The organism is Arcicella sp. GW822-FHT02H01 (assembly GCF_058802005.1).
In genome coordinates this window covers 1,318,496-1,330,940 of the sequence record NZ_JBXANT010000001.1, presented here as the reverse complement: position 1 = coordinate 1,330,940, position 12,445 = coordinate 1,318,496, and the positions used below count along the sequence as shown (strand labels likewise).

Below are 12,445 nucleotides of genomic sequence, written 5' to 3'. Positions count from 1 at the left end.
TAATTATAAAAATTAAGGATTTAAAATCTTAAAAAACGCTAAAGTAGCAAACTTTTAACTACTAAATATTATACTTACTATAAAAATATTGAATATTTGAGATAGTGTAATACCTTAACGACTTACAGTTCACCACCCAAAGCCCGCAAGCTAACGACCGAAAGCCGAATGACCTCTCGCTTATTTTTGAAAGCAAAATATTGTTTATCCGTACACTAACATGTAATTTTGCTCCATCAGATATTCTGAAAAGGTATTGGATACTGAAAAAGTAGTTTTTTAGGACAAACTCAAAACGGGTTTGTTTTTTATTTTAATACTGATTGTCACTCATGGCATGACTTCCTAATCCGTGGTCTGTGGCACACAGAACACCTACTTGCCAATTTTGAATGATAAAATCATCGATATGAATATTTTTTGTAGTCTGTGTGCCACAGACCACGGGTTATTCAAATCCAAATGCCAAAAGCAGATAGCTGAAAGCCGACGACCGGAAGCCGACAGCAATAATAAAAGCCATATAAAAATTATGCTTAAAACAACCGTAAAAGTATCAATGTTAAATAACCTCTCTGACGCACGCTATTGTGCAGGAATGGGAGTAGACCTGTTGGGTTTTTCGATGGATAAACTCGATTTTGAGAAATATAAAGAAATGCGTGGCTGGTTAGCTGGCGTGCAAGTAGTGGGTGAAACAGACACTAATGACGTAGCTAAAATCGCTGAATTGGCAGAAACCTTTCAGCCTGATTATTTACAAGTAAGTGCTTGGGAACACTTAGCTGAGATTCAAAGAATAAACTTGCCTATCATCCTGAAAGTAGATTTTGCTACGGCAAACCTTCCTGCGTTGTTTCAGACAACCAAGGGAATGGTTGAATATTTTTTATTGGAAAGTTCGGATGAGTTTGGCGTAATAGACGATGCCACCCTGAGTCAGATAGACGCATGGTCGTTTCAGTACCCAATACTGTTAGGTTTTGGCGTAAAGGAATCAAACATTAATGACCTTTTAGAACAAACCCAATTGAAGGGATTTGCCCTAAAAGGTAACGACGAAATCCGACCAGGATTTGGAGATATCGACGAATTAATGAATATTCTTGAGCTACTTGAAACAGATGGTTAGTTATTCATAGGATATTTGTCATCTCTGTGTGTACTTACTTTGAACGAAAGGTACACTCCCATACCCAATAACATGATTGATAAAATTGCTAGAGCCATAACGGTAGATTTGATGTTAAGTTCAGGTTTATTTTCTTACATTAGATACGTAAAAAAACTATGCCTTAGATTTAGATTTCGAGTAAAAATAGACGAAAACTATTGAAAATCAGCAATTTCCCTTAAAATAGTGTCTGTAATTTTATTAAACGGTAGTTCTGGGCTTAACCAATTGATTGTTAAGCCGTTGTTTTCCATCTTCCTAAAGTAGGTCATCTGTCGTTTTGCAAACTGATGGATGGCTACATTTAGCTTCTCGAACATGGTTTGATAGTCTATTTCTCCATTGATATATTGGGTGATAAACTTGTATTCTAGTCCGTAAAAAATCAGTTTTTCGGCAGAGATTCCCTTGGCTAACAGTGTTTGTACTTCTGCTATCATACCGTTGGCTAAACGGTCTGATAGGCGTTTGGTGATGCGTTCGCGTCGGAGTTCTACGCTTGGGTTTAAGCCAAAAATAATGGCTTTGGGGACATTTTGTGGCTTAATTTTGAAATCAGGGTGGTTTTTTAAGAAAACGTTAATCTCGATAGCCCTGATTAATCTCTTTTTGGTAGAGGTATCCGACTTATCAGAATAGATACTTTTGTGCTCTTCAAAAATGCTAAGTAGCTCTTCAGTAGACTTTTCCAGCAATTTTTCTCTGGCGGGCAAGTCTATCGGAATGGCTGTAAATTCATAGCCTTTCAGTACAGCCTCTAAATACATACCCGACCCTCCGCACAGAATCGGTGTTTTGCCTCGCTGAATAATATCGTTGTAAGCTTGCTGAAAATCTTGTTGAAATTGGTAAATATGATAATTTTCACCCGCATCGATAATATCGATAAGGTGATGTGGAATTTTTTTCCCTTGAATTTCAAATTCGTCCAAATCTTTACCCGTACCAATGTCCATCCCTCGATACACCTGCCGAGAATCCGCACTGATGATTTCACCATCAATGATATGAGCGAGTTGTACAGCCAAATGCGTTTTCCCACTAGCAGTTGGACCGAGTATGACGATTAATGGGGACATTAGTTGTGAGTTGTGAATGAGTGAGTTAGCGAATTGTGATTGAGTGATTATGTTTAAATGCTGAAGTGCTATAAGCGATAGGCTGTAAGGCTAAAGCTATCGGTTGTCGGTATTTTAAGTCCTAACCTTTCCTATTAGCGGGTGACTTAAGTCACCCGCTAATAGGAAAGGTTTTTGAGGATAATAATTTTTACGCAGTCGCTCGTTTCTAACGAGTGACGACTATTATAAGGCTTCCAGCCGAAAAGTATTAATAATAAGATACTCATCTCTAGCGAGGGACTTAAGTCCCTCGCTAGAGATAAGGGCTTCAACGCTTGGTTTTAAAGGCTAAATTAACAGATTCATAAATCCTTTCATCCTCAACATTCGCCCAGAGGGCTTCTGCGAATAATCGTCACTCGGCAATAGCCTTAGCGACTGCATTGAGTGAGTTGTGAATTAGTGATTTTTAAGTCCAAAAGTTTGGAGTCTAATATCTTCATATTGCCTTTGTTGGTGTTTTCACCAACAAATCAAGCACACTCCAAAGAAACAATAAAATACAACTATGAAGTTGATAGGTTGCTGACGCTTAGGTTGTTGGTGAAAAACACCATAACCGTCAGGCTAAGAGTTGATAATGTCTTTTGTGTAAGGTTTGTATAGTTTTGGCTGAATCTTTTTTTTCTCTTTTTTAGCTCTTATCCATAATTCTTCAAAAATACATTTCAACCATTTCTTCAGTCCTGACATTTGTTTTCGGAGATAGCCCCACAATACATTTAAGTTTTTTTTACAATTTTGTAAGCTTTCCATTCGCTAAGTTCAAAGTCTATCTTCTCTTCAATGAAATCATTAAAAAGGGTTTGAATATATCCACTTAATAGAATAGAGATTAGCTTTCCATAGAGGTAGCATTCAAATCGAGCAATGCTCATTTTTCCTATTTTATTAATTTCAAAAACACTCTTCCAAATTTTAAAAAGTAGCTCAATTTGCCATCTAAGCCTATAAAAAGGATATATCTGTTTTGTTTTCAGTAATTCCTGTGGTGCATTTGTGATAAAAATATTATAATACGCCAATTCCTTTTTGAAATCAGAGTTTTCATAGAGCCTTTTCTTATTTTTTGACTGGTATTTCTCTTTACTTTCATACTTCTTTAGACGTTTTTGAGCAATCTCTTCTGGTATTTTTTGTAAATGTAAACGCACTTTGAGTTTATCCTTAGCACTACCTAAATATACCTCTTTATCAAAATCATCTCCTTGTATTTGATTGAAAACATCAGCCCAATCTAATGCTACATATTCTCCTTGAATATCTTTGGTATAGAGACAGGTTCCTACTTTGTATCTACTAATAAAGAAGCCTCCTTTTTGAGCAATGCTTGTAAAATGAGCTAATTTGTAATAGCCTAAGTCCATTAGATGTAAATCGTTAGCAGAAACATCTATACCTTTTTGATTCAACCAATCGGTATCTGTTTCTCTCCCATTGCGAAAATCTAACTTAAGTATCTTACCACTTAATAAATCAAAATCGTGTTGGATTTTAATAACACTACCTGTGGTATCTCCCGCATTGCCTTGATAGTAAGTTGCTAAATCAGGAGGCAATTGAAAACTTGTAGCATCTCGTAAAATAATACGTTTAAACCCACTAGCAAAATGTTCTTTATTCCTTGAAGCTGACAAAATCGTTTCAAAAACCATTTCAAAGCACTTTCGCATAAGGCTAACTCCATGAATATTAAAACGCTCATCTAGAGATTGCTTAGTCAGTTTAACTCCAAAAATCTTAAATAATGCTGTCCCTAAATCATTTAGACTATCCATTTTACCATTATTGACCAAACAAGTATTCAATTGTAAAAACATCCAAGCACTTAAACGTGATGTACTTCTTTCTATAAATTTCACTTCCCTGCCTAATCGCTCAATACTTTCTGCTTCAAAAAAATTACATAAATCCCTGAAACAAGTTGATGATAAGTCTATATCATTGAAATCATGTTTTTTCATTCAGCAAAGATAATATTTTTTACTTAGCCTGACGGCTATGGTGAAAAACACCAACAAAGGCGAATCATTCACTAATTGACTAACTCACTCAATCACAACTAATTCACATCAACAATCGCCAAATAGCCGAAAGAAAAATGCCTAGAATAGCGAAAGGAGTGAGGACTTTCCAAGTAAGATACATCAGTTGGTCAACACGGAGACGAGGGAAAGTCCAGCGAATCCACATTTGAATAAATACCCCTATATACGATTTAGCAATCAGCCAGAAAAAGCCCCACAACGCACCAGCCCAAGTATTAGGCTCGCCAGAAGTCCAGTCTGCCAACCTTAAAAAGCCAATGTTTGGGAAAGGCGTATTCCAGCTACCCCAAAATAAAATTGCCCCAAGGATACTTACCAGTAACATCATACCGTATTCCGACAAAAACACCAACGCCCAACGCATCCCCGAATATTCTGTATGAAAGCCACCTACCAATTCAGATTCGGCCTCGGGCAAATCAAAAGGAGCACGGTTACATTCCGCCAACGTAGCAATAAAAAAGATGACATAAATAGGGAAGAAAAACGGAACACGAACGATATTCCATGAAAGAAATCCCCCTACTTTTGAAACATCAATATCCAGAAACTTCAAGCCAAATAAATAGTTGGTTTCTTCGGTATAAATCCCTTGTTGTAAGCTAATTTCCTGTAAATTAAGGCTTTGAGAAATCATCGCTACACAGATTACGGTTAGCCCCAAAGGTACTTCGTAAGAAACAATCTGTGCTACCGAGCGCATCGCACCAAACAAAGAATATTTGTTGTTAGAAGCCCAGCCTGCCATCAGGATACCGATGATGTCGATAGAAATTACCGCTAATAAATAGAACAGCCCCACCTCCGCTTGTGAACCTTGAAGGTATTCGCTAGGACCCAAAGGCAACACGGCGAAGCCCGCAAAAATAGCCACGAAAATAATACATGGGGCAACCAAGAAGAGTTTTCTATTGGCCAAGGCAGGAACGATGTCCTCTTTTTGAAGTAATTTAACCAAGTCGGCTATTACTTGGAGCAAACCATACTTCCCTACTTCCATAGGACCGAGGCGGTCTTGCATAAAAGCAGAAACTTTACGTTCGGCATATACACCAACTACGACATTGGCTAATACTAAACTCAGACAAATAAGTAAGGCTATATACATTGTTGTGAGATTTACCTCGCCCCCAACCCCCTCTCCTTCAGAGAGGGGACTTTAAACTCTACGTTTTCTTCTTCAAAGAAAGAGAAAACGTATTTTATAAAGTTAGACAGGAATAACGAAAGCGTCTAAAAAGTCCCCTCTCTGAAGGAGAGGGGGTTGGGGGTGAGGTATTTTTGATGACTATTCTGCCACAGCTGTTTCTTCTTCCTCTTCTTCAAGTTGGAGCTGCGTTGCTTTTTCTAATGCTTGTTCAAAATCTTCTATCAAATCTTCAACGGCTTCTAGGCCTACTGCTATTCTTACCAAGCCGTCGGTGATACCCACTTCGGCTCTTTGCTCAGGGCTTAGTTTAGAGTGCGTTGTTGAAGCAGGGTGCGTAATGATAGTTCTAGTATCGCCTAAGTTTGGTGAAATAGACGCAATTTTGATATGTTTCGATACTTCATTGACCATTTCAAAACCACCTTTGATGTCAATCGTCAAGATAGCACCACCCATTCTCATTTGCTTTTTAGCTAATTCAAACTGCGGATGCGAAGTAAGGAATGGATATTTTACAGCATTCAACGCAGGGTTTTTCTCTAATGCTTGCGCCAGTTTGAATGCATTTTCTGAATGTTTCTCTATGCGTAAATGAATGGTTTCTAAGCTTTTAGATAAAATCCAAGCATTGAAAGGCGACATCGACGGTCCTGTGTGGCGTGAAAAGAAACGGATTTCATTAATCAACGACTCTCTACCACATATTACACCACCCAACACACGACCTTGTCCGTCGATATATTTTGTAGCCGAGTGAATTACCAAGTCAGCACCCCAGTCGGCTGGTGTTTGAATCACTGGTGTAGCAAAGCAGTTATCTACAGCCAAAATCAAGTTATGTTTCGCTTTTAGCTGACAAATCGCCTCAAGGTCGATTAAATCCAAGCCCGGGTTTGAAGGACTTTCGCAGAACAAGAATTTAGTATTTTCTTGAATAGCAGACTCCCAAGCCTGTAAGTCGTGTCCATCCACAAAAGTAGTAGTGATACCCCATTTAGGAAGGATTTTACTTAGAATCTGGATACATGAACCAAAAAGGGCTTTTGAAGCCACCACATGGTCGCCAGATTTTAATAAACCCGCCATAGCAGCAAAGTTGGCAGCCATACCAGTAGCAAAAGCGATACCGTCCTCGGTGTTTTCAAGCATACACATTTTTTCTACGAACTCATCTACGTTCGGGTTCATATAGCGAGAATAGATATTGCCTTCCATTTCATCTGCGAAAATGGCACGTCCTTGTTCAGCATCTTCAAACGTAAAGCTTGAAGTAAGATATAATGGAACAGAGTGCTCACGGTTTTGTGAACGTTCTGCTTGAATTCTGATGGCTTTTGTCTGTTTTTTCATCGTGTCCTCAGTAAAATAATTTCAACATGGAATGATTAGTGGCTTCATTATAATCGTCAGAAGCTAATAATAGCCGTAAAGATAAAACAAAAAAGCTACTAAATCATAGATTTAGTAGGCTAGTTAAGTGTTAGATTAATGATGAATTTTATAAGTAGGTAATTAATTACGTTTATTCCCCCAGTAGGGCTGAATTTCATTCGGCCATTGATAGGTAATGTAGGTAACGATAGGGGACATCCATTGCGGACATATACAATATGCCCCTACATTTTATTATGGTATCGGATAATTATCAGTAGGGCTGAATTGCATTCAGCCGTTGTAGGTAACATCAGGGGACATACATCGTGGACATATGCAATATGTCCCTACATTTTATTAGGGTATTAAATAACTCCCAGTAAAACTGAATAGCACACAACCGTTGTAGATGACGATAGAAAAGATATACATCATGGACATATACTATATCTCATTACGTTATATTGAAAATTTCTATAATTATCAGTATTTCTGCAATAAAATCATTTTATAGGCTTTAAAATATGTAATTTTTTCAATTTTTTGTTTGAAAATTCCCCACGGATGATATATTTGTGATAAAATAGTATAGCTTATTCAATACTTTATCCAATCTCAGCATTTATAAAATTACCGTCAATTCTTACGTAGCGTAAATCTAAAATAGTAATAATAAAAATCGGAAAAAGTATTAAAATTATGCATGCAACTTACTATATCAAACCTACCGAAATAAATGATAGTTTACTGAAAACTATTAAAGACCTCTTCAAAAATGAAGAGGAACTTACGATAACGATTTCTTCTGAAAAGAAGCCCAAAGAAACGAAGGAACATCAGGACGAAGTCGAGCAAGCTTACCACAAGTCATTCGGGAGTTGGGAAGACGAGGTAAATACGGAATACCTCATCAAAAAAATCTATTCTGTTGGAAAAAGCCGTCCACGTGATATAGACTAGGCGGTATCTATGTACAACACTTCTCAAAAGATTATAACGCTTTATGAATTGCCCGTGGTTCTCACGGGCAATTTTTTTTGTATTGCTCTTCGATTGTTCATGTAGCACGAGTTTTAAACTCGTGTATTATTTTACGAGTTGAAAACTCGTGCTACATGCCCAGTCGAAGAATGAAAATCTTCGAGATATTGCGAGATTCTCGAAGAATCTCGCAATATTTAACTAATATTGTGTATAATTAATCTTTTGATATGATAGAGAAAGCTCCCATAATTAAACCGTTTGAAGATTCTATGGATTTAATGATATCGTTAGAAATGAATGGTACATTAAAAAATATTCAGGATGATTATTTGTATTGGGATAAAGCCAAGTATAAATCAAAAGATGTCTCACCGACAGACTTTTGGAAAGCTATAAAACTGGATAGGTACTTAAAAAGCAAAAGACTATCCTTTGGAGAGTATGAGTTTACTTACTTCCTGACAGATTATATCCAACAAGCACTTCATCATTTTGATTTGAATATTGGTGGTACCTTAGGAAGTAACATTGGAATTGCTGAAACAGATAAAAATAAGTATGTGATAAGTTCTATCATGGAGGAGGCCATCTCGAGTAGCCAAATGGAAGGGGCTAACACCACCAGAAAGCAGGCAAAAGAGATGATTCAGAAAGATTTAAAGCCTAAAAATAAATCGGAACAGATGATTTACAATAATTATGTTACAATGAAACATATTATTGCCCATAAAAATGATGACATAACACCTGAAAGCCTTTTGTATATCCATCAGCTAATCTCACACGATACCCTTGATAAAGCTGAAGAAGGAGTATTTAGAGATAATGATGATATTCATGTCATCAATCATATCAATAGTGAAATCGTTCATACACCTCCACCAAAAGATGAATTACCTGAGTTAATAACAATGCTCTGTAACTTTTTCAATCATGATAATGACGACACTTTTATTCATCCTATTATCAAAGGTATTATCATTCACTTTATGATTGGTTGGATACATCCTTTTGCAGATGGCAATGGACGGACAGCCCGAACGTTATTCTATTGGTATATGCTTAAAAAAGGCTATTGGCTTACTGAATATCTTTCTATTTCCAGAATCATCAAAGATTCTAAAATACAATACGAAAAGGCATATTTATATACAGAAATAGATGACAATGATTTAGGCTATTTTATTACTTATCATATCAAAACGATGGAAAAGGCTTTTGACGCTCTGAAAGCCTATATAGCCATCAAGCAAAAAGAGGTAGTGCAGGCGGCTAAGTTTATAAAGATTCCAAGTGTAAATGAGCGAATGGCACAAGTATTAAAAATTTTTAGCGAAGATTCAGACAGGGTAATGAGTATTAAAGAAATAGAAAAAAGGTTTAATATTTCAAACTTCACTGCGAGAGCAGATTTAAAAACCCTTGTAGAATTAGGTTTTTTGACCATAGTGCATGTCAATAAAATCAAGCAAAATTATATTAAATCCCATAATTTTGATGCTATTCTTGAAAAATATCAGGTACATTAATCTTATGGATTACTTGACAAAAGTATAACTTCGATACACATTATTCGCAATATCTATAAGCTTTTATCACTACATCATCAAATACTAAATACAGCAATCCCCTCATTTATTTAGCATACATAAAACTGCATTTTACATCAATAAATCCACGGTTCAAATACTTTAGTTTGTATCGTATTGCTTCTTATGTATAGTTTAGCAGCAGAAACAACGACACACTACTATAAATAAACTTGACAAGCGAAAGCCTAGCATAAAATGACAACTTCGAGACCTGATGTTTTTTGTGAATAGGCTTGGTAATTTGCCCAATGCTATTTGGTTCTAACCGAGCCTATCGCCGCCGCCCCGACTCTTTCTTAGAAGGAGAAGGGGCTTTTTTATTCAAAATGAATTCTGAGGGAGGTAGTTATTGAGTGCTAAACTCCAATCGTTCCTATTAGCGGGTGACTTAAGTCACCCGCTAATAGGAAGAATTCTGAGGATTATCTTATATCCAATAATTTAAATACAAAAAAAGCCCTCTGAACGAATCCAAAAGGCTTTTAGTATTGTATAATAACAAGAAACGATTATTTCTTATAAGTAACAGATTTAACAGCTTCGATAGTACGAGCAACGCTTGGAAGAATAGCTTCTAACAATGTCGGTGCGTACGGAAGTGGTAAGTCTAACGAGTTCACACGGATAACTGGAGCATCCATGAAATCAAATGCCCAACGCTGTACGTTATAAGCGATTTCAGATGATAATGCTGCAATTGGGTTAGCCTCTTCAACTACCACACAACGGTTTGTTTTCTTTACAGAAGTAAGCACTGTTTCGTAATCTATCGGTCTAACAGTTCTTAAATCAATAACCTCCGCATTGATACCCATTTTAGTTAATTCAGCTACCGCAGGCATTACTACTCTAGAAAGCATTTTACCAAAAGTAACAATCGTTACGTCAGTACCTTCTTTTACAATATTTGCTTTGCCGATTGGTGTTAGGTATTCGCCATCTGGCACAGGACCTTTGTCGCCATACATCAATTCAGACTCCATGAAAATAACAGGGTCGTTATCACGGATAGAAGATTTCAATAAGCCTTTTGCATCAGCAGGGTTTGAAGGAACTACAACTTTTAAACCAGGAGTGTTGGCAAACCAGTTTTCAAAGTTTGAAGAGTGTTGCGATGATAACTGTCCAGCGTTTCCAGTAGGACCACGGAAAACGATTGGGCAAGAGTATTGTCCACCCGACATTGACATCATTTTGGAAGCCGAGTTGATTACTTGGTCGATGGCTACCAACGAGAAGTTAAAAGTCATAAACTCAACTACTGGACGCAACCCATTAGCGGCCGCACCAACAGCGATACCTGCAAAACCTAATTCTGCGATAGGTGTGTCAATCACACGGTCTGGACCAAATTCATCCAACATTCCCTGTGATACTTTATAAGCACCATTGTATTCGGCTACTTCTTCGCCCATCAAAAACACCGACTGGTCTCTACGCATTTCTTCGTTTAATGCTTCACGAAGTGCCTCTCTGAATTGTATTTCTCTCATTGGTTATTTTTATCGTTGTGAGGTTGAGAATCGTTGAAACGATTCTGTCTTCAAAATCTGCGTAAAATTAGATAACAAACCTCAGACTGCCAACGGCGAAATGCCTAAATTATGACTTAAATTGTTTGAAATGATTTTTTTATCGTTTTAGTCCTATATGAGAGGGATGAGCTGTGAGTTTTGAGCTGTGAGTTTTGAGTTTAAAGTTTATGAGTGTGTCCTTGCCTAAAATAGGTTGCCCTGTGTTTTATTAAAGCAAAGCCGAGGGGATATTAAGATGTTACTAAGCTACGGTTGGGCTATTACATAATTATCATGCCTTTTGGCTATCAATGCGACAATGTAGTTGGATTTTGAGGTAATATGTTGTATTTTTGTAAGGAGCTAAAAAGTTTATCGCTTATATATCTCATCTCCTGATGGGTGATACCAGTATTGGTACGAGGGCGAATGGATTTTTTGGCTTTTTTATGTTTCTGGGTATAAGGTTACTATTGTTTCATATTTATCCTTTAATGCTTCATAAAAGCGAGCTTCTCCTTTTAATAACTTTCGTTGAACTGCCCAAATCATATAATCAATAATGCTAAGTTCAGGCATATCTATTGGTAGTCTCAATCATCCCAATAATTAAATAAGGTTGAAAACCTTCAGTACCTACTAATAAACGCTTTTTTTGAACCATAAAAATCAGGGTCGCCACTTTCATCTATAAAAATGTATTTCTTTGGTAATTTGCTCATGGTAGATTAATAGGGTGTCAACTAAATAATGCTTGAAGAAAGTAGATTAAGGTGTAAAAATTTTGGGATAGCCCTAAAAGAAAATAACTCAGACGAAAATCGTCTGAGCTATTTGATTAATAGTTCTACACCTATTACTCAAAATTAGTATAATAGAAATTAAATAACAAAATTTTATGTAATTTTTTTTTCTATTTCTATAAAAAAAGATGTTTTAGCTACAATATTATTCTGTACTTGTAAAAAGTGTTAAGTTTTTCGCCACTTACTCTCCCTTTAAGTCATCCCTGTGATGGTAATTGATTCATCTTTTAAAGTGAGTAAATCTATTTTCAGGAACTATAATAGTTGATTGTGGAGATAATATCTTGGAAGATTAATCCCAAAGGGTACCGTCTAATCCTAAAACGAAGCCAAGCCATAGTCCAACCAGACAGATAAAAAAGCTAAGAACGTTGGCTACTATTTTTTTCCAACCTCCTTGGATACGAAGGAAATCTAAGAGATAAAAACATAAACCACCCATTGCTCCAGCAAAGGGAACGATGATGAGGGGGCGTACCATCCAATATTTTGGCCAGCTAGGGTCGGGGTGTTTTACCTGTAGTAGGAAAAATATAATCAAGGCTAATGCGATTACTGCTCCTAATGACATTAATTTCCATAATGCAACTGGATGAATCGATGGTTTTGTTAAATCGTTTGTTAGTGTCATGATGATTGTAAAGTAGTTAAGTAATAAATCTTTGCTCAAAGATAATATAAA

The 12,445-nt window shown here is 36.6% G+C and carries 10 protein-coding genes; 3 read left to right on the top strand and 7 right to left on the bottom strand.

Annotated features, from left to right (window positions below):
* The first annotated feature begins 532 nt into the window (after window positions 1-532).
* Window positions 533-1,132, top strand: coding sequence for a beta/alpha barrel domain-containing protein (locus AC1RNE_RS05755; RefSeq protein ID WP_492800072.1), 600 nt, complete (start codon window positions 533-535; stop codon window positions 1,130-1,132).
* A gap of 197 nt (window positions 1,133-1,329) precedes the next feature.
* On the opposite strand, the gene miaA is transcribed toward AC1RNE_RS05755, so the two are convergent.
* From miaA to AC1RNE_RS05735, 4 genes are all read right to left on the bottom strand, one after another.
* Window positions 1,330-2,253 carry a tRNA (adenosine(37)-N6)-dimethylallyltransferase MiaA gene (miaA, locus tag AC1RNE_RS05750; protein WP_492800071.1) on the bottom strand — a complete coding sequence of 308 codons (924 nt, stop codon included), beginning with the start codon at window positions 2,251-2,253 and terminating at the stop codon, window positions 1,330-1,332.
* Between the two features lie 764 nt (window positions 2,254-3,017).
* A complete protein-coding gene (locus AC1RNE_RS05745) occupies window positions 3,018-4,259 on the bottom strand; it encodes an IS4 family transposase (RefSeq protein ID WP_492800012.1) in 1,242 nt (413 codons plus the stop codon).
* 103 nt (window positions 4,260-4,362) lie between these two features.
* Complete coding sequence (locus AC1RNE_RS05740) at window positions 4,363-5,451, bottom strand: complex I subunit 1/NuoH family protein (protein ID WP_492800070.1); 1,089 nt, start codon at window positions 5,449-5,451, stop codon at window positions 4,363-4,365.
* A 180-nt stretch (window positions 5,452-5,631) separates the two neighbouring features.
* Entirely contained in the window at window positions 5,632-6,843 is a 1,212-nt protein-coding gene (locus tag AC1RNE_RS05735) for a trans-sulfuration enzyme family protein (protein WP_492800069.1), read from the bottom strand.
* A 723-nt stretch (window positions 6,844-7,566) separates the two neighbouring features.
* Here AC1RNE_RS05735 and AC1RNE_RS05730 point away from each other — a divergent pair.
* Window positions 7,567-7,827, top strand: a complete 261-nt coding sequence (locus tag AC1RNE_RS05730; RefSeq protein WP_492800068.1) for a hypothetical protein — start codon at window positions 7,567-7,569, stop codon at window positions 7,825-7,827.
* Window positions 7,828-8,120: 293 nt separating this feature from the next.
* Window positions 8,121-9,380: a Fic family protein gene (locus tag AC1RNE_RS05725; protein ID WP_492800067.1), complete on the top strand. Its 1,260-nt coding sequence runs from the start codon at window positions 8,121-8,123 to the stop codon at window positions 9,378-9,380.
* A 572-nt stretch (window positions 9,381-9,952) separates the two neighbouring features.
* Here AC1RNE_RS05725 and AC1RNE_RS05720 read toward each other — a convergent pair.
* From AC1RNE_RS05720 to AC1RNE_RS05710, 3 genes are all read right to left on the bottom strand, one after another.
* Complete coding sequence (locus tag AC1RNE_RS05720) at window positions 9,953-10,936, bottom strand: pyruvate dehydrogenase complex E1 component subunit beta (protein WP_492800066.1); 984 nt, start codon at window positions 10,934-10,936, stop codon at window positions 9,953-9,955.
* A gap of 468 nt (window positions 10,937-11,404) precedes the next feature.
* Window positions 11,405-11,554, bottom strand: a complete 150-nt coding sequence (locus AC1RNE_RS05715) for a hypothetical protein (RefSeq protein ID WP_492800065.1) — start codon at window positions 11,552-11,554, stop codon at window positions 11,405-11,407.
* 501 nt (window positions 11,555-12,055) lie between these two features.
* Window positions 12,056-12,394, bottom strand: coding sequence for a potassium transporter KefB (locus AC1RNE_RS05710; RefSeq protein ID WP_492800064.1), 339 nt, complete (start codon window positions 12,392-12,394; stop codon window positions 12,056-12,058).
* Window positions 12,395-12,445: the final 51 nt, after the last annotated feature.

What these genes read in the sequence shown, in the direction of transcription:
- AC1RNE_RS05755 (WP_492800072.1), top strand. Translation starts at nt 533, where the DNA reads ATGCTTAAAACAACCGTAAAAGTATCAATGTTAAATAACCTCTCTGAC.
- miaA (WP_492800071.1), bottom strand. Translation starts at nt 2,253, where the DNA reads ATGTCCCCATTAATCGTCATACTCGGTCCAACTGCTAGTGGGAAAACG.
- AC1RNE_RS05745 (WP_492800012.1), bottom strand. Translation starts at nt 4,259, where the DNA reads ATGAAAAAACATGATTTCAATGATATAGACTTATCATCAACTTGTTTC.
- AC1RNE_RS05740 (WP_492800070.1), bottom strand. Translation starts at nt 5,451, where the DNA reads ATGTATATAGCCTTACTTATTTGTCTGAGTTTAGTATTAGCCAATGTC.
- AC1RNE_RS05735 (WP_492800069.1), bottom strand. Translation starts at nt 6,843, where the DNA reads ATGAAAAAACAGACAAAAGCCATCAGAATTCAAGCAGAACGTTCACAA.
- AC1RNE_RS05730 (WP_492800068.1), top strand. Translation starts at nt 7,567, where the DNA reads ATGCATGCAACTTACTATATCAAACCTACCGAAATAAATGATAGTTTA.
- AC1RNE_RS05725 (WP_492800067.1), top strand. Translation starts at nt 8,121, where the DNA reads ATGGATTTAATGATATCGTTAGAAATGAATGGTACATTAAAAAATATT.
- AC1RNE_RS05720 (WP_492800066.1), bottom strand. Translation starts at nt 10,936, where the DNA reads ATGAGAGAAATACAATTCAGAGAGGCACTTCGTGAAGCATTAAACGAA.
- AC1RNE_RS05710 (WP_492800064.1), bottom strand. Translation starts at nt 12,394, where the DNA reads ATGACACTAACAAACGATTTAACAAAACCATCGATTCATCCAGTTGCA.